The 18,630-nt window shown below is 36.5% G+C and carries 16 protein-coding genes and 1 pseudogene; 7 read left to right on the top strand and 10 right to left on the bottom strand.

Annotated features, from left to right (window positions below; genetic code table 11):
• From AC2JBO_RS31855 to AC2JBO_RS31845, 3 genes are all read right to left on the bottom strand, one after another.
• Positions 1-184: caspase family protein (locus AC2JBO_RS31855; protein ID WP_496957639.1), on the bottom strand; the 184-nt coding region annotated here is incomplete at its 3' end.
• A 22-nt stretch (positions 185-206) separates the two neighbouring features.
• Positions 207-1,118: a DUF1822 family protein gene (locus tag AC2JBO_RS31850; RefSeq protein ID WP_496957638.1), complete on the bottom strand. Its 912-nt coding sequence runs from the start codon at positions 1,116-1,118 to the stop codon at positions 207-209.
• A 20-nt stretch (positions 1,119-1,138) separates the two neighbouring features.
• The gene (locus tag AC2JBO_RS31845; RefSeq protein ID WP_496957637.1) at positions 1,139-1,921 is read right to left on the bottom strand and encodes a hypothetical protein; all 783 of its coding nucleotides are present in this window, start codon (positions 1,919-1,921) and stop codon (positions 1,139-1,141) included.
• Between the two features lie 437 nt (positions 1,922-2,358).
• Here AC2JBO_RS31845 and AC2JBO_RS31840 point away from each other — a divergent pair, with 437 nt between their 5' ends.
• The 4 genes from AC2JBO_RS31840 to AC2JBO_RS31825 all read left to right on the top strand — a co-directional run bounded on the left by AC2JBO_RS31840 (position 2,359) and on the right by AC2JBO_RS31825 (position 4,854).
• Positions 2,359-2,697, top strand: a complete 339-nt coding sequence (locus AC2JBO_RS31840) for a DUF6920 family protein (protein WP_496957636.1) — start codon at positions 2,359-2,361, stop codon at positions 2,695-2,697.
• A 195-nt stretch (positions 2,698-2,892) separates the two neighbouring features.
• Positions 2,893-3,417, top strand: a complete 525-nt coding sequence (locus AC2JBO_RS31835) for a universal stress protein (RefSeq protein ID WP_496957635.1) — start codon at positions 2,893-2,895, stop codon at positions 3,415-3,417.
• 108 nt (positions 3,418-3,525) lie between these two features.
• Positions 3,526-3,720 (top strand): DUF2949 domain-containing protein, encoded by a 195-nt coding sequence (locus tag AC2JBO_RS31830; protein WP_496957634.1) that lies wholly within the window; start codon positions 3,526-3,528, stop codon positions 3,718-3,720.
• Between the two features lie 522 nt (positions 3,721-4,242).
• Positions 4,243-4,854 carry a DUF4360 domain-containing protein gene (locus AC2JBO_RS31825; RefSeq protein ID WP_496957633.1) on the top strand — a complete coding sequence of 204 codons (612 nt, stop codon included), beginning with the start codon at positions 4,243-4,245 and terminating at the stop codon, positions 4,852-4,854.
• 403 nt (positions 4,855-5,257) lie between these two features.
• Here AC2JBO_RS31825 and AC2JBO_RS31820 read toward each other — a convergent pair whose 3' ends face one another.
• The 4 genes from AC2JBO_RS31820 to AC2JBO_RS31805 form a co-directional block, all read right to left on the bottom strand.
• Complete coding sequence (locus AC2JBO_RS31820) at positions 5,258-6,442, bottom strand: toprim domain-containing protein (RefSeq protein ID WP_496957632.1); 1,185 nt, start codon at positions 6,440-6,442, stop codon at positions 5,258-5,260.
• Between the two features lie 133 nt (positions 6,443-6,575).
• Positions 6,576-7,775, bottom strand: coding sequence for a diaminopimelate decarboxylase family protein (locus AC2JBO_RS31815; RefSeq protein ID WP_496957631.1), 1,200 nt, complete (start codon positions 7,773-7,775; stop codon positions 6,576-6,578).
• Positions 7,763-9,553, bottom strand: coding sequence for an asparagine synthetase B family protein (locus AC2JBO_RS31810; RefSeq protein ID WP_496957630.1), 1,791 nt, complete (start codon positions 9,551-9,553; stop codon positions 7,763-7,765). The genes AC2JBO_RS31815 and AC2JBO_RS31810 overlap by 13 nt, the downstream gene beginning before the upstream one ends.
• A 9-nt stretch (positions 9,554-9,562) precedes the next feature.
• The gene (locus AC2JBO_RS31805) at positions 9,563-10,186 is read right to left on the bottom strand and encodes a DUF3859 domain-containing protein (RefSeq protein ID WP_496957629.1); all 624 of its coding nucleotides are present in this window, start codon (positions 10,184-10,186) and stop codon (positions 9,563-9,565) included.
• A 333-nt stretch (positions 10,187-10,519) separates the two neighbouring features.
• Here AC2JBO_RS31805 and AC2JBO_RS31800 point away from each other — a divergent pair, with 333 nt between their 5' ends.
• Positions 10,520-11,629 carry an LLM class flavin-dependent oxidoreductase gene (locus tag AC2JBO_RS31800; RefSeq protein WP_496957628.1) on the top strand — a complete coding sequence of 370 codons (1,110 nt, stop codon included), beginning with the start codon at positions 10,520-10,522 and terminating at the stop codon, positions 11,627-11,629.
• Between the two features lie 112 nt (positions 11,630-11,741).
• Positions 11,742-12,263: an HMA2 domain-containing protein gene (locus AC2JBO_RS31795; protein WP_496957627.1), complete on the top strand. Its 522-nt coding sequence runs from the start codon at positions 11,742-11,744 to the stop codon at positions 12,261-12,263.
• Here AC2JBO_RS31795 and AC2JBO_RS31790 read toward each other — a convergent pair.
• Positions 12,241-13,569 (bottom strand): amidase, encoded by a 1,329-nt coding sequence (locus AC2JBO_RS31790; protein ID WP_496957626.1) that lies wholly within the window; start codon positions 13,567-13,569, stop codon positions 12,241-12,243. The two genes, AC2JBO_RS31795 and AC2JBO_RS31790, sit on opposite strands and share 23 nt — an antisense overlap.
• 141 nt (positions 13,570-13,710) lie before the next feature.
• Here AC2JBO_RS31790 and AC2JBO_RS31785 point away from each other — a divergent pair, with 141 nt between their 5' ends.
• Positions 13,711-15,438 carry an asparagine synthetase B family protein gene (locus tag AC2JBO_RS31785; protein ID WP_496957625.1) on the top strand — a complete coding sequence of 576 codons (1,728 nt, stop codon included), beginning with the start codon at positions 13,711-13,713 and terminating at the stop codon, positions 15,436-15,438.
• A gap of 32 nt (positions 15,439-15,470) precedes the next feature.
• On the opposite strand, the gene AC2JBO_RS31780 is transcribed toward AC2JBO_RS31785, so the two are convergent.
• Both AC2JBO_RS31780 and AC2JBO_RS31775 read right to left on the bottom strand, forming a co-directional pair.
• Positions 15,471-18,104 carry an ATP-binding protein gene (locus AC2JBO_RS31780; RefSeq protein WP_496957640.1) on the bottom strand — a complete coding sequence of 878 codons (2,634 nt, stop codon included), beginning with the start codon at positions 18,102-18,104 and terminating at the stop codon, positions 15,471-15,473.
• Between the two features lie 43 nt (positions 18,105-18,147).
• Positions 18,148-18,630: pseudogene (locus AC2JBO_RS31775) on the bottom strand (ISL3 family transposase); the annotation flags it as partial.

The following is an 18,630-nucleotide window of genomic DNA, read 5'->3' as shown; positions in this document are numbered from 1 at the left end:
CTTGACGAGTAGCTTGGTGATTAATTAATTTTCTAATGTATAACTTATCGTCACTGTTAATTAATCCACTATTTAAAAACCTTTCCATTGCGATGACATCGTTTTCGCATCCCTGTAGTGCAGGAATTGTTAAAGATTTATAATTATCAATGCCAACAACTAAAGCGTAGATATTGCGACTCATAACTAATTGCCCAAGCTTGATGTTAAATTACAAACTGTTCGACAACAGTTTCCGTACCCAAACTAACTTGTAGACCAAATCTATCCCCAAGGTTTCCTTTAAACCGAAGCTGTAACCAGTTGCTTGATTTAGAAACGTTTTCTAATTTTGGAATTGGATTATTATCCTCATCAATTAGCATCATCTTGATACCATCAATTAAAAATATTGACTCACTTGCTGGGTATAATCGTAAAACTATTTCTACTTCGTCTTGAACCTGCAATTGATGTAAAATTAGAAGTACTGGTTCGGATAAATTGCTAATCTGAATTATTTTGGCGCCTGTAACCTCCAATTTTTCAGTAACATTAACAGGAGCAATCTTTCTTGCCAAAGCTAACTCAGACTGCCATCCTAAATCAAATAAACCATCAAACCATTGACTTAACTTGACAATAGTATCTTCAAGAAATTTTGGTTTTTGTAATTGATGGAGATTAAATAAAAAATCTTCAAGTGGTTGTAAACTAGTTAAAGGTAGATTTTCACAGTACACTGATTTAACAAAGCCTAAAATAACAGCTTTCCTTTCAACCTCATTTATTTCTACCCCTATATAACCAATGCGGTTTTCTCTAACTTCTGTAGGAATATAACAAAACTCTTCTGTAGTAAGTACAGGACGACATTCTAATAATCCCTTGTCTTTAATAAATAAACCAGCAGTATCGATCAAGGTGAGTAAAATATTATTTAAACCAGAACTTTGTTTAATATCGGTTTCAATATCTATGCACTTGCAGTAAAAGTCAACTGCGAGAACAGCTAAGGTATTCAAATATACTTGACGAGTTTTTGTTTGATTGCGATGCTGTAGACTGATTTTTTCAGCTGTTGCAATCATTCTACCATCGATAGGTATCGTAATTAGATTAGATTGTTTAGAATCCATTGCTGTCTCCATTATCCCATTTACTCGCAAAGATACTTAGTGAAATAAGGTTCAAACTTTTTACAACATCTCTGATAGAAACTGTAAATTGGTCCGTGTGTTGCTCCTGGTTTAAATTCTTGAGCTATTTCTTCCCAAGATTTATCTTCCTCAATCTTCTTTAGTAAGATAGTTTGAAAGCTCGCATTGGGATTTCGATTAAATAGCGCGCGTTGTAATAATCCATCAGGGTCATCTTTAATAAAAGCTAGTAATCTCTCAGAAGGAAGAAGATTTAGCTCAGGAAACGTGTAAATGTCATATATATCGAGTTCATCTCCATTACCTGTATACGTGTAGGTAGACATAATATCCCAATTAATCAAGTTAAACGCATTAATTCTTCTCTTTTTTAATAAAAATATAAACCACCCCATTATTGAACCTCTTGCAGGGTCATACTTACTTATATTTTTACAAATATATAAGTAAGTCTCCTGAAGTGCTTCTTCATAAATATATTTTGAAGCATCAGTAGCTGGTTTTGGCAATGTATCTATCTTTCTTGTTAATTCACTAAAAAGCTTGGTCAGTGCAACTCGCTTCTCTAACGATGCTTGTAACTGAGCTTCTTTATCTAGCGAACTATCAGATGCTTTGATTGCAGCTTGTTTAGCAGATACTGCTAAGTCTTCAAGAGTCATAGCGCTCATTCCTCTTCTTTGTTCGTGTGCCAATCGTTTCAGCCATTCGAGCTTCTTCCACTCACAAAGATTTACATATCTACATAAATCATCTTGAGTAGCGATAAACTTGGTTTCCATGTAGACACCTAGTTCTAAAACAGACTATTTCTCAGGGAAAGCAAGTTATGCACTATTCAAAAATTTGAATTATTGTTTTATATCTATATATATAGTGTTCCTCCACGCTGCTGTAGTTATGAACGGTTTATATATCTATTTCCAGGGTCAGAGGAAAGATTTATGCACTAACTCCAAAAAACCTGAAATATTTACATTCTGTTACAAAAAGGAGCCTGCACCCGCGCGTGGGTGAGACTATATAAACAAAGTCATAAGGGAGCGCTGGGGAGCATCGAGCAGTATTGTGCCAGTTGCTCCCGTCCTGATTTATCTGAAATCACTATTGCTCACAAGTTCCTCATATTGTTTTCATACAACATAATTACAGGATGAACTGATTGAAAAGAGAGTAAATCAAGGAATTTTCAATATGTTTAACAAAATTTTGGTTGCAATTGAGGCTACCTTCAGGTTTACTACCAACGCGCGGCGTAAGTTGGAAGGCAATTAATGACAACACTATCCAAGCTAGTCTAAAGATTGACGTTGAACCAGTAACGCTGACACTGTTTATAGACTCTAATGGTAAGCTAATGAAGTTGTCTTTGCCACGTTGGGGAGAACACACACAAGATGGTAGTTATGCTTACATTTCCTTTGGTGGAGAAGTTCAACAAGAACAAACATTTGCCGGATTTACAATTCCATCTCAAGTAAGTTTGGGATGGTGGTTTAGGACAGAGCGCTACTCAGATTTTTTCCGTGCCACAATTGAGCAAGCTGAGTTTCTATAACCAAATAAAGCGCGCGACTGAAAAGTATCAATTTGTTTCATAGACATAATATTTGGAGATTTTTAAGCGAAAATGTAATTGTAGTTAGAAGCGTTTGCTCCCATGCAATATTTCTTTACATAGCGGCGCCTCCCTGAACGGATACGATGAATGAGCTTATAACTCGGCTCTATAATATAGTAGCGAGGAAAAATCATGATTTACAACAAAATTTTGGTTGCTCTCGACAAGTCTCCACAAACTTGTGCTGTTTTAGAAGAAGCATTGGCAGTAGCTCAGAAGTGTGGAAGTCAATTAATGTTATTTCACTGTATAAATAGTAATTTAGTTCAAGAGCCATTTTTATCTGTCGGCACTATTGGAGATGTTGATATATACGGTACTTTACACAAACAGTATAAACAAAACTTACTTCATGAAATTGAACAAGTTGATATATGGCTAGAAAGTTGCTGCCAACAAGCTAATATCAAAAAAATCTCAGCAGAATTTAAGCATGGGTTTGGAGAAGTTGGTAAACAGATTTGCAGTTTAGCAGAGTTGTGGGGTGCAGATTTAATTATATTAGGTCGTAGAGGGCATAAGGGGATTACAGAAATTTTGCTTGGTAGTGTTAGTAGCTATGTTCTGCATCATGCTCCTGCAAGCGTACTAGTTGTACAAGAAAAAGTATTTACAAGAAATAAAAAATCTCTCAAGGTAATATCGGTTAACCAATAACCAAACGCGGACTACTGTAATCAATTTGTAATAAAATTAACAATCCTCACAACTTCCTCAAACTTTTTACATAATCTAAGAATACAGCATTCAGAGGGGGTAGTAATTATGAAAACTACTAGAATGATTGAGTTAGTTAGTTTTTTGCAGAAAGACCTGGCAATTCCAGCATCGGATTTGCAATTGGCATTACGACACCCAGAGCAAACCCCTAGTTCGTTACCAATGATTCTTTGGCAGTATGGTCTAGTAACTTTAAGTCAATTAGACCAAATTTTTGACTGGTTGCAAACGAGCTTTTGAAGTCAATACTGGTAATTAGCTGGTTTCATACCAGCTGATTACCTAACTTATACTCTTTCAACAGCTAGTAGGGTGGAATGTTGCTTACTTAACGTATTAATGGTGCGTGAAAGCACTGTATTTGGCGTTACATTCCTTGATAGTAACAGCTTTCACGCACCCTACCCTACCCAATGCGCGTTGGCGCCTCAAAATGCTTAAGTAAGTGCCATTCGCTAGTAGGGTGCGTGACGCTATAAGGGAATTTCAACGTAGATATAAGCCTTGTAGCGTCACGCACAGAAGGAATGATTTGACAGTATCGTAAGTCATAACTTAATATTATAAATTGTAAATTTTGTCAAGCTTTAGTCATACTTTTATTAGAAAATGAGTCAAAATAATAGTAGATAAAATAAATGTCTCCTTAGAACAAGCAAGGTAGTGGAGGCAATGAAAAACAAAAAAATATAGACTTGTATAAATTATTGAAATGTTTTTCCTTTGAAACTTCACACCACCTTGTGAGGAAGGAAGGTGAATATGAATAATAAAAATTTTTGGAAAAAACCGCTCGTTCTTGTGCAAGCTTCTCTTGCTGCGGCGACATTAATGACAGCCTTTGCTAGTCCTGCCTTTGCCGCACCAAAAGTTGAAATTGTCGGCGCCGGCTACGGAGGTAGTGGTTGTCCCGGAGGCTCTGCGAATGTTACCGTCAGTCCAGATGGTCAAGAGCTAACTATTCTATTTGATAAGTTTATGGCTCTTGGTAATAACTCTAGAGAAAGCCGCAAAAGCTGTAACTTGACTATTCCAATCAAAGTACCTCAAGGCTATCAAATTTCCCTCTATGATGCTGACTATCGCGGTTATGTTGCTCCTAAAACTACTGGACAACTAAGAGCAGAGTATTTCTTTGCTGGTGGACGTGGGCCTGTTTTTTCACGGAAATTCAATGGTGAAACGCAGTACAACGTTCGAGACACATTAGCAACAGTTGCTGATGTTTGGTCACGCTGTGGTGATAGTTTGAATATGAGGGTAAATGCTGCAATGTCTGCCAGTGGGCAAGGTATGGCTACTGTTGATTCCTTCGACCTTTCACACCGAGGTTTAATTTATCATATCAAATATCGTACCTGCCCTAGCAAATAGCCAAATTAAATGTAGAGACCGTATTAATACGGTCTCTACCGAAACAGATAATTATGGGCAATCAACCGAATATAATATAATTTATCAAATTTGTTTATCCTTACTTTTTGGAGAATATATAATGTTTCCATAATCTCCTATGGCAATTACTTCAGGGAGCATCCACTTTCGGCAGATCGACTTTTCTAGACCAACCGTATAGTAGGCTTTCTGGCGCCAAATAATTATGTATGTTCCAAAAGTGAATGCTCCCTCTCTACGTGTCTCTGTGGTAAAAAATATCTGACTGCACAGGCGGGACGCCTATGCTACAATAATCCAAAATTAATGGCATGAAACAACACCTTACATTTGTTTATAACAAGTAACTCATCCGTTACATCCGTTACATCCGTTGCCAGTTCTACCCAAAGCTTTGAGTTGTATAGATGTGAGTATCTGAGCTACTAGCTATTAATAAACCAGTATCACTTTCTAAATTAAGGGTATTGGCAATTCCACGTTGAACGATCTGAATTAGCTGTTGAGGTCTAAAAGATTCTAGATTAACAAAGTTGCCAGCTTGTAACCATTGTAGTTCTTCGGGTGAGAGGTTACTACAAATTTCACTGGATAACTGACTTGCTTCGCTTGCTGATTGAGGTGACGTTTCCATAAATACATTCTTTTTAGCGGCAATAACTTGATGAGGTGTTATGCCGATATCAATAATCGTAATATTGCTGTTTTGAAACCAATTTGAACTAGTTCTAAATTGGTTGATTAAATCTAAACCTTTTGGTGTACAATTATGTAATGCGTAGACTTTTAATTCGGGATTACGTCGTAGCATATCCATTGTAATTTGAAATATACTTTCTGGATAACCTGTGATGCTAAGGATGGCACAGTTGTTTTCAAAATGAAAGTTATTGGCAATGAGAAATTGTGCTATTTCTGCACTATCACAAACTATCAATCTATCAAAGCTATATGCTGTGACATCGGGGTTAATAGGAGTAGTTTGATTATTTTTATGTTGCGGCGCCGGAAGTAGTTTTTGAACATTACCGTTAATTTCTTGCCAGCGGTTAAGCCAGACTTGGAAAGCTGATTCAGTAATCTTAAATTCTTGAGCTTTACCGATTATATTTGGTAAAGTGCTACCTCTATATATATAAAACACGCCAAAAATTACTACTGTTACAAAAAAAGGAAATGAGTTGGTTACAACACTGAAAAATATTCCAATGATTAAAGTAAATATACCTGTAGTTATTAGTGATTTTGTATTTTCTTTCCTAATGGCAGCATTGAGATATGGAGGCTTGGTAGTTTGAATAAAATATAAAGACACAATTATTTGGTAGACTAAGTTTGTAGCAAATAGTACAATTAAACCTCCTCCAGAGTAACTAAAAATCGAAATAAATGTTATAGAAAAAATGCTTAAGCAACCACAACCATTGTTACTTGTATATGCTTTTTTTCTAAACCTGCTATCTAAAAAATAAAACATCTGTTTCTGTGTAAAAAACAGAGTATGGTTTACAGAAATGTCACCAATAGCTTTAGCAAACATTGGGTCAGTCAGTTTTGTCGTGCCCATAGTTGTAGGTTCAAAGACAAAGGAATGACCGCATTTTGAACATCTGCCGTTATTAGCAGTTCTATCTTTGAGATTATTGTCAGTTCCGCAGTTAATGCACTTCATAGTTTTTAGTAGTAGTATTTAGTAGTATCTAGATAATTTGATTGGCTAGTAAGACACTATAGTCTTCACGTTTACGAATTAAACGATGTTTTCCATTTTCCATTAACACTTCTGCTGGTCTCGGACGGTGTAAAAAGTGCGATGACATTGCATACCCATAGGCGCCAACATCTAAGATAGCAATAACGTCATTTATTTGTAACGTTGGTAATAAACAATTTTTACCTAAATAATCGCGCGAGTATGTTGTATTACCACAAACATCTGTTTGATATAATTGAGAAGACGTAAAAACAGGATAAGCAACTATTTCCCGATAACCACCATGAACGCTAGGCACGCTCAAATTAGCCACAGTCGTATCAACACCAACAATTTGTTTTTCTGATTGCCACTTAACAGAAACAACTTTAGCAAGCAAAGTTGCACATCCGGCAATTGCAGATCTACCAGGTTCAATAACCAATTCGATTAAAATATCTAATCCCTCCAAACAACGAGTTAATTCGGCGCCAAAAAATTTCCAATCAAACGCGGCACCACCATGACGATAAGGATAACCAAATCCACCGCCAAAATCTAAATATTTCCAATTAGGTAATTGCCGAGCAACACCAAAAACACTTTCAATAGCTTGAGTAAAAGCAGAAGTAGCATTAGTACCAGTACCCCGATAGAAATGTAACCCACTAATCTTCAACCCAGCATTACGAGCAACTATATCAGCTTTACCAAAATCGTCAGGATGTACACCAATACGACTATCACCCGTCAACTCAGGCAAATTTAAACGCAACCCCAACTTAACCTCTTCTCTTTGCGTACTTTGCGTACTTTGCGGTTCATTCCATAAACCATAAACCTGACAAAACAACTCCAACTGCGAAACACTATCCAAATTAAACGTCCTAACCCCCCACTCCAAAACCCGTAACATCTCATCAAAATTAAGATTGCTACCACTATAAACAATCTTCTCCGGACTAAACCCAGCTTGCAAACCTAAATAAACATCCCCAGGAGTATTAGCATGAATTCCCCACCCACAATCTTTAAAAATTTTGAGTAAAGAAATATTTCCATTAGTCACACTTGCAAACCTAAACTCTGTCTTCTTATAAAGAACAGACGCACTAATATGATTAATGGTTTGCCGTAACTTATCCCCATCATATACATACAGGGGTGAACCATATATATCTAATAGTTCTTTAATTACGCTTTCCATTTTCTGTAAAATCTCCAAACTTGACGAGGTAATATAAACGGATGATTCAACTCTTTCTTACCAGGTATTTCACCTAACACATAAACTCGCCACAACTCCCATATAATTAGTAACCATAAAATTTCACCAACACGGCGCCCACTAATAGCAGCACTAAATTCTCCACTGACAATCTTAGCTGCAATATCTGGCTGAAAAACACCTTCACTACGTAAAACACCAGGGTTTAACCAATCACCTAATTTATGCCAAAACTCGTGTAAACACCAAGAAGTTAACGGTACTCCCATTCCTCTTTTTTGGCGCCAAACAATTTCTTTTGGCAACCAACCATCAACCGCGCGTTTCAAGATATATTTCTCACAACTACCTTGGAGCATCAATTCTCCACTCAAACTAAATGTCCACTGCGTTAACGGTAAATCACAAAAAGGAGAACGTACTTTTAACATATGTGAAAATCCAATATTAGTAGCTCTTGGCTGAATATTTTGGGCGCCTTTCAGCATTAGCGAAGCGCGTCGCAAACGGTGCATCAACTCACCACTACTATCAAGCGCTTCGCATAACCAATCCTCAGCATGTAATTCTTGAATAAGCTTACTAACAACAGGTTGGTAAACACCTTCTTGACCCCAAAGACGATGGAAAGTCCGAAGATATTGACGAACAAAACAATCTCCTTTATCAGGATACTGTGCTTGATAAATTCCTGCGGCAATCAAAGGTTTATTAGTCCAACCAGCAAATAACTGGTCGCCATTTTCACCATTAAAAATCACCCTAGTCTCTTGACTAGCAGCTTGTGCAAGAAGATACAAAGGTACTGTCACCCCATCACCAAAAGGTAAATCAAGCGCTTGAACAGTAGGTATTAGTGCTTTTTGAATCTGACGAGGACTTGCGTCAACTTTAACTAAAGGTATATCAAGATGCTGTGCAACTAGTTCAGCGTAAGGATATTCTGGAACACCCACATTTCCAAAATCAAGAGTGTAAGCTTTGACTTTCACTCCTGCTTGCACTAGTAAAGCGGCAATAATAGACGAGTCTAAACCACCCGATAAACAAACTCCTACAGGTTCATCATTTAAATCATTAATTTGACGATTAACGGCATCTTTTAGTAAAGCTTGTAACTCTCTTACACAATCAGCTTCATCATAATTTACATATGGCGCCTGTTGCCATTGAATTAGTGACTTTTCTCGTTGTACAAGTTGATTATCAATATAACTCCAGCTATTTTCTACACCTGAAGAAATTGCTCTAATTTGGCTAACGGTCGTAATGGGAGTAGGAACATAAGAAAAACAACTATATCCATATATTGCAGCAATGTTAACTGATACAGCCTTCACTAATGGTAAAAGTAGTTGAAGTTGCGAAGCAAACCAAATTACTTGTCCAAGCTGCATCCAATATAAAGGAACTCGTCCAAATGCTTCTCTCCCTAGAACTAGTGTATTACCATTAACACGTACCCATGCATCAGGTGAGTTATCTATTCCCGATGCTGAAAGCGAAGCAATATTTTTTGATGTACTGTCTGTATTTTGTTGCGATTGGAAATATAAAGCAACCGCGCGTGATAAGTCCAAACTATTAGATAAATAAGCAACATTCCATATTAAGTCTTGAGTTCTGAGTATTGAGTGCTGAGTATTATGGAGTTGGTAATGTTGCTTTTTAATTTTACTAAAAAGCGGCGCCAGTTCTTGATGGGAACCATAACCCCAATAACCAAGAAAGTGATAAGTACCTGGGATGCTACCCATATTGTTAAGTTATTTTACCTCGAAGCTTTCGGAACCAAGTACTCTACCCTCTAATAACATCTGTACTTTCCACGTACCAACAGCGGCACCGGAGTTAAGAGTATATTTACACTGGGTATCCCAAACAGGTGTAGTGATATCTTTGGTTTGATAGCTATTTTGCTTGACTGTTTGACCGCTTGGGTTTATCCAATTACAAGATAAATTTAATTTTTGACCAATAGGCGCCTCTTTAAGAGTCACACGATAAAATAGTTCAGGATTCGTTTGACGTTGTACTACTTTTAAAGAAGTTCCACTATCCTGTGTTGTGGTGATACGGTCGCTTTGAGCAGTAATATGGGCAAAAGTCCCGCTTCGCTGCTGTGTAATAAATATGCCACTACCTATAATAACTACCAAAGCCGCAGCAACTCCACCCAGAATAAACTTGTTGCGACGCTGTTCTAACTCTAATGCTTGACGGCGCCCAACTTGCGTCATAGCTTCTCCAAGTAACTCAGGTGGTAAGTTTAATTCTTCCAATATCTGCTTTACTTGTTCGGGTTCTATTTCTTGGTCGCGACGCTCTTTTATTCTTCCTAGTTCGGCAATTAACAGGTTTAGTTGTTCTTGAGTTAGTCTTTGGTTCATAATTGGTGTTTAATACATTCCTGATTATTCTGTGAATAAGATATTTTAAGAGATAAAAACCGCAAAGGCGCAAAGTACGCACTCGTAAGAAGTCTATTTTGTTAGCTGTTATAACATATTTTTTATTTTGGCTACAGAATGGTTTGATGCAATTCCGCAAAGTAGTATAAATGCGCTGTAGTCTTAATTAGTCAAAAATAGCTTTACCTCCTGTTAACTTAATATGGTGGGTTTATTATATTAACTCCAAAGTCTCAGAGGTTTTTTATGCATGATGCTTTTACTCTGTGTACTCTATGTCTCTGTGGTAATATATTTTTTTATGCTTTACCAATGCTAACTAAACCTCAGTTAGAATTTAATTGGTGCGCTCCTGTTTCTGGTGATGGTTTTTACTTAGGATTACCAATTTGGGAACGTCCACCGGAATTTGAGTATATTGTCCAAATTTTTGAGACTGCTGAGAAATTTGGCTTTAAACAACTTTTGATTGGTATGGGTTTTACTCACCATACTCTCGAAGCTTGGACTTTAGCAACCGCAGTCCTAACACGCACTAATTATATAACTGCAATGGTGGCTGTGCGTCCAGGATTTATTAGCGCTCCTGTTCTTGCGAAAATGGCTGTGACGCTGGACTATATTAGTAAAGGGCGCCTTTCGTTGAATATTGTTACAGGTGGTAAACCGACTGAGCAAGCAATGTACGGTGATTATTTAGACCATGATGGACGATATCGTCGGACTCGCGAGTTTATGCAAATTTGTCGTCAGTTATGGTCTAATACAGTCGCTTTTGATTTTGATGGAGAATTTTATCAGCTTAAACAAACCAAGTTAGAAAGTTTACCTGTGCAACCTGGTGGCCCACTTTTTTATTTTGGTGGCGCCAGTCAAATGGCACAACAAGTAGGCGCCGAATTAAGTGATGTTTACTTAATGTGGGCTGAAACGCTTGAACAGCTAAGAGATAGAATTACAACAATGCGTCAGCTAGTTAAAGCTTGTGGTCGAGAAAAGTCGGTCAGATACGGTGTACGAGTTAATATTATTGCTCGCTCTACGGAAATTGATGCTAGAAACACAGCTAGAGAAATGTTATCCAAAGTTAGTCCAGATGTGTTAAGTAAAGCACGGGTAACAGAATATCCTAATACTAAACGCGAAAGTGTCGGACAAGAGCGCCAGTGGGAATTACGCGCAAATTCTACAGAAGGATGGTATATTGAACCTCACTTATGGGCAGGTATTTCCATTGTTAGAAGCGGCGCCGGAATGGCTATTGTTGGCAGCTATGAGCAAGTGGCTGAATACATATTTAAGTATATCAACTTAGGAATTACGGTGTTTATTTTATCAGGTTATCCTCATTTAGAAGAGTGTGAGAACGTTGGACAAAATGTTCTACCCATAGTCAGAGAAAAATACTTAAGATTCATCTAATTTATTTCTTTAGGCTTTATATATATACATCATAAGGAACAGGATAAAATAAAGATTATATACGAAATTAGAATATTGTTAATTAAAGCGAATTTATACAAGTTGATATTATATGGATACAAAAAACTTAGTGAATCATCAAATAGCTTATAGTGTTGCCCATCAAATTGCCGGACGTGTTCGTTTTCATGTTTATCGATTAGCAAAAGATGCTAAGTATGCTGATAAATTAAAGGCTTTACTCGAATCAGATTCTAGAGTTACCCATGTTCGCATCAATCCTCATACTGCATCTATTGTTATTAGTTATGAATCAGATATTTCTGATGAACAAATGCGTGAGCATTTTATTAATTTGATTCAAACTGCTCCAAATATTGCTACTCCAAAGCGATTTAGAGTTTCGTCATTTACATCAGCTGTTTTTGACGCGATTGGAAATTTAATAGATAGCGCGCGTAATATAAATAAGGCTCGTAAAGTAATTACGAAAAAACTTTCTGAACCTGACTTTTGGGAGCGTGCATTACAAACTCTAAAAGCCACAGTAAAAACACTAAAATCGACAGCAATGTTTATTTTACCTAAACGCTCCTCACAGGCGCCATCTGCTACTTTACCAAGTAGTACTTAATTATTCCCTCCAAATCCTCGGCTATTTTCAAAATTAATTTATCTTGAAAATAATTGCCGACGATTTGTAAACCAATAGGCAAACCTTGTTGATTTAACCCACATGGTATAGATATACATGGTAAACCAAAATAACTAAATGGCAGAACAAATTTTCTATTCACTTGATATATTTTTGCGTCTGCGTGAATATCTGGTGCCGTTGTTGGGGTAGTCGGTGTAATTATAGCGTCAACTTGTTGAAATATATTTTGGATATGATGAGACTGGTTTTGTCTTTGCTTTTGGGCTTTTTGGTAGCTATGATGGGAAATAGCGGCACCTCTACGTAAATCATTATTTACTTTTTCACTAAATAAATGATGTTGATTTTTATATTCTTGAATCACACGGCTAAATTCGTATAAAGCAATAATTGAGTAATTTGTTTCATCAAAATGACTTAATAATTCACTTTCTATATTAATAACTTCTATTCCAGCTTGTTTACAAGTATATATAACACGGTGAATTACGGCGGCAACTTCTGTATCAACTCCACGAAATGTATAATTATTGATAACACCTAATTTATATATGGATAGAGGAGGTAATATATTTAGGAAAGCAAGGGGATGTAAGATAGCGTTAAATAATATTTCTACATCTACAACATTATTAGCCATAACACCGACTACATCAAAACTTGGCGCCCGTTTAAAAACACCATTTGTACTAATCAGCGAGTGAGTAGGTCGTAATCCCACTATACCAGACCAACTAGCTGGAACACGTATTGAACCTCCTGTATCTGTACCAATACCACCAATACATAAATTTGCTGCAACTGCTGTAGCAGTACCACTCGAAGAACCTCCAGGTGAATAACTTGGATTTATTGCACTGCGAACATGACCATAAAAACTATTATTCCCGGTAATGTCGGCGCCAAATTCGCTTAAATTTGTTTTACCTAAAATAATTGCACCTGCTGCTTTTAATCTTGCCACAACATCGGCATCTACAACTGGTATGCGATGATAAAGTAATTCGGAGCCAACTGTAGTACGTACATCATGTGTATCTATATTGTCTTTTATAACTAATGGTATACCATGTAATATACTTCTAGATTCACCAGCTTTGATTTGATTATCAAGCTTTATTGCTTCTAATAGCGCTTCTTTTTCAAGAATGGTAATAAAAGCGTTTAATGAGTTTTGCTCATAAATCTTTTCTAGATAACTTTGAGTTAGAGAATAGGAGGATAACTCTTGTTGTAACAATTGACTTGCTTGTATAATGTTTTTAGCAGGTGTTTTTTTCATTTACTTTGAGTTTTGCGATTATTCTTTAAAGAAAGTCAAGATTTTATTAACGCTGGATTAATATGTGGCGCCTAAGCAGAAAACAGGTTTGCCATTTGCAACAAAAACATTTAAAATAAATTAATAAAATACACTAAATAAATGCTATTCAATGTTTTCAAAAGTCGAAAGTCTTTGGTTGCACCTACCAATGTAACTCTAACTTGGAAAATTGCTTACGGTCATACAGATTCTCTCTCGCTCCCTGATATATCTTGGAAAGATGACAAAGTTCTAATCATTGCGCCTGATGGTACACTTGCGCTTAGTCCTAACGAGCGCTTCGTTGTGGTTGGTGATGCTTGGTTGAGTAATCGGAAAGAGTTATCGCTTAAGTATGATAATCCTGGTGACAATTATATAGATAATGATATTGAATTAATTGCACAGCTTTGGGAAAAGTTGGGTATTGAGTCTCTCAAACTACTGATTGGGATGTTTGGCTTAGTAGTATGGGATAGAGAGAAACAAATTTTATATTCGGGACGCGATTGTACTGGTCTGCGTACTATTTATTATACTACCACTGGTTCAACTCGCTGGCTGGCGCCTTCATTAAGAACTCTTGCACCATATCGTTCAAAAGATTTAGATGTAGTCGCGTTGCGTGATTATTTGTGCTGTGCTTTTGTTCCAGGGGATAGAACTTTATGGAACGATGTTAAAGAATTGCGACCGGGAACGGTACTAAAATTACCTTCAGAGGAAATTCATTCCTTTTGGCAACTTAGAGAGCAAATTATTGATAGTGATAAACCTTTATCATGGCATGGGGAAAAGTTACGGCAGCTTTTAGACCAAGTTATTAAAGAGTATTTGCCTCAAAATCAACCTGTGGGAGTTTTGCTTTCGGGTGGTTTAGACTCTAGCTCTGTGACTGCACTTGTAACTAAGTTTCATGATGCACCAGTTCATACTTTTTCGATTCACTTCGGCGCCGAATGTCCAAATGAGTTAGAATTTTCTAGTTTGGTGGCTTCCCATTGTGCAACTCAGCACCACATTCTTGAAATTACGTTTAAAGATATGTGGGAACGTTTGCCAGAAGTGATGACGCATTTAGATGATCCGATAGGAGACCCTTTAACTGTTCCAAATTTATTGGTAGCTCAACTCGCGCGGAAATATGTTGAGACAATACTTAATGGTGAGGGTGGAGACCCTTGTTTTGGCGGTCCCAAAAATCAACCGATGTTGATTAATAATTTATATGGTTCGGTGACAAATCAAGATACTTTACAAGCTTATTTAACTTCTTTCCAAAAATGCGCTGTTGATTTACCGTCGCTACTTAAACCGAATGTATGGACATCAGTTAATAATGCACCATCGGTATTTACTGAAGACTTGTATTCAAAAGATAACTATTTAAATAGATTGATGGCGATTAATATTAAGTATAAAGGCGCCGACCAAATTTTAACCAAAGTCAATAATATAACTACTGCTGCGGGATTGTTAGGGCTTTCACCTTTATTCGACCAGCGAGTAGTAGATTTAAGTATGCAAATACCTCCACAGTATAAATTATCTGGAGTTGAAGAAAAAGCAGTTTTAAAGCAAGCAGTAGCGGATATAGTACCCGATGCTATTATTAACCGTCCCAAAAGTGGCATGATGGTGCCAGTTCAATTAGGTTTTCGTAAATATTGGCAACGCGAAGCTAGAAGTCTATTACTAAATAGAAACGCAATGACGGCGCCGTATTTCAATCAAGCTTTAATAAAAGATTGGCTAAACTACCGTAGTGATACATGGAGAAGATATGGTGTAAAACTTTGGTTATTGGTTAGTTTAGAAATTTGGTTACAAGTTAATCGCACCGACTAATTATTACCGATATTATTGGTTTATGAAGTTGATTATTCAGACCAAGTGTTAGGTGGTATTGGTAAATGCCCATCTGACTCTACTGTTAATGTAAAGTAAAAAGTAGTTCCAACTTCTTGTTCTGACTCTGCCCAAATTTTACCACCGTGACGCTCAATAATTTTCTTACAAATTGCCAAACCTATACCTGTACCAGAAAATTCTTCACGTGTATGTAAACGACGAAAAATATCGAAAATTTGCTTGGTATATTGCGGTTTCATACCAATTCCATTATCTTGTATCCAAAAGAGGTATTGACGTGAATTACTCTCTAGTTCTTTGGCTTCAATATGAATTTGAGGTTGTTGTTTACAAAACTTAATCGCATTCGCAATTATATTTTGAAATAATTGAGCTAGCTGAGTTTTATCTGCCAGTATTTTAGGTAAAGCATCGTGGGTAATAATTGCTCCACTCTCGCTAATAGCCACTTGTAAATTAGTTATAGCTTCATTAAGAGCTTGGTTAGAGTCTATAACCGTAAATTTTTGACCACGAATACTAACGCGAGAATACGCTAATAAGTCATGTATTAATTGATGCATCCTTTTTCCAGCATCAATAATTATATTTATGTACTTTTGTGTGGATTCATTTGGATGTTCTTGATATTTTGCTTCTAGAATTTGGGCAAAACCGATTATTGCTCGTAATGGTTCCTGCAAGTCATGGGAAGCTGCATAAGCAAATTGCTCTAATTCTTGATTAGAGCGTAATAACTCTTGATTTAAGTTTTGTAACTCTGCTTCGCTTTTTTGTAAAGCTGCTGTGCGCTGTTTTACTCTTATTTCGAGTTCTTGGTTGAGTTGAAAAATAGCAGCTTCTGCTTGTTTGCGTTCTGTAACATCGGTAATTGAACCTACAGCTCTAATGGGAATCCCTGCTGCATTCCAAAGAGCTTGTCCGCGCGCGAGAACCCACTTATAGGAGCTATCTTTACACTGCATACGATACTCACTACTATAATATGGCGTTTGGCGATTGAGATGAGCTTCAAACGCTTTGCTTAATGTTTCTTTATCTGTGGGATGAATTAAATCAAACCATTCACTGAAAGTTGTGATTTCGTTATCTTCATAGCCTAGCATTTCCCGACAGCGAGGAGATAAAAAGTGGCGCCCACTAATCAAGTCATAGTCCCAAATTCCATCTTTGTTACCTTTAATTGCCAATTGCCAACGCTGTTCGTGTTGTTGTAATGCTAATTCTGCCTCTTGACGCTGCAAAGCGTTAGTAAATATCTCGCCAACGATTTTTAATAATCTAACGCTATTTTTAGACCAAGTTTTTTCTTGATTAAACGTTGCAAAACCTAGTATAGCAAAGCAGTTACCTTGATAAGTTAAAGGTATAGAAATAAGTGATTTAATCTGGTTTTTACGCCAGTTTTCACGGTCAATTGCTGCTTCTTCAGGTAATTTTCCTAAATCACTGAAGTATACAATATCACCTTGCATTGCTCGCGCGTTTGCCCAAGAAAAAGAATCATACGGCAGATTCTGGATATTTTCAATGTGGGCTGTAATTCCTGGCGCCACCCACTCATAAATCATACTAATAACAGTTTTATCATCTGAAAATTTTGTGATAAAGCTAGTATCAACCTGACTAAATTCACTAATCTCTTGTAAACCATAATTGATATTATCTGGAATTTCTAGACAGGTCAAATTAATAAAACGTGTAGAAATTCTAGCAACAAGTTGATCAAATTCAATTTGATAGCGTAAAGCAGTTTCTAATTCCTTGCGGTGTGTAATATCTTGAAATAAAATACATAAACCATCTGGTGCAGGGTAAATCCGATTTTCATACCAACGATTCGAGGGTGTATAATATTCCTCAATTTGCATCATCTGCTGTTCTGCCATAGCTTGCTGATAGGTATGATAAAACTTTTGTCCTACACCTTCAGGAAATTCTGTCCAAATATGCTTGCCAATTAATTCTTCCGGTACACGATTAAATATTTGCCCTGCTCTCTGATTAACATAAATATAATTCCAGTTTTTGTCCAAAGCAACAAAAGCATCAGTTGTACTTTCCAAAAACTTCTCTAATCGCGATTCTGCCACTTTCTTTTCCAAGCTAATCGCTTCTTGAGATAATATAGCGTTAGTCAAAATTTGCTTTCGCAGCAATAAGTATACACCTACAAGTAATACTAAAGCAAAACCATACCCAAAACTAACTAATACAATTGTTCGACTAAGACTCTTGCTTGTTTGTATCTTTCGCAACTTCAATAAACTTTTTTCCTCATCCTCCATTGCGTTAAATATAGTCTCTATTGGTTCACGCAACTGACTATTTTTTTCTGTAATCGCAATTTGAGATGATAAATCTTTGGGATTTTGACCGAACAGCTTGATCGAGTTATCGAAAAACAGAAATCTTTTATCAATTAAAGGTTTAATCTTACTTAGTTTAAATTGTTGCTGAGAATTATCTCTTGTTAAATTATCTAAATTTTTTAAAGATTTATAAACTTTTTCTTTATCCTGTTGATAATTTTTAATATAAAATGGTTTACCCACCAATATATAACCTCTACGCTTACTTTCAGCGTAGAGGAGTCCAACATTCGCGTCTTTGATGGTCGCTATGACGTTATAACTATGAATAACCGATTGTTTATCTTGGTTTGATTGTCTGGCTCTTGCGTACTTAACGTGCTAAATTAACATGATAATGCCAAGAAAGTAAAGCTCTAATTTCAAAATTGCGAAAGTTCCTAAAACCAAATCCATTTCGTTTTATTAGCTTCAATTTATTATTAATTCCTTCTACTACGCCGTTAGTAGTTTTTCTTTCAAAATATCCGGCTACTTCTCCAAACCACCGTTTAATTGCAAAGCTCGCCGGGGGAAGCTTCCCCCGGCAGACTTTGCTGTCTTAACACTTTTCTGATAATAAGGTGAGCGCTTTTTCTAACCAATCGAGTAGCTCTAATATTCCTGTTCCTGAATCTTCACTCGTATCAAATAAATCGCTAAATTCTTCTTTCAATGAATGCATTATTCCTATTAAAGGAGATGCTTCTCTGATTGTATCTAATTTTTCTTTTTGTTTATCAGTTAGATTATTTTCCGCTTTTAAAATTGTAAATTTATTACCTTTTAAACTATTAAAAACTTTTTCTCTATCCTT

The organism is Calothrix sp. CBUCES-K 9914, from assembly GCF_059640475.1.
The sequence above is the reverse complement of the archived record's forward strand: the minus strand, read 5'-3'. Positions and strand labels throughout refer to the sequence as shown.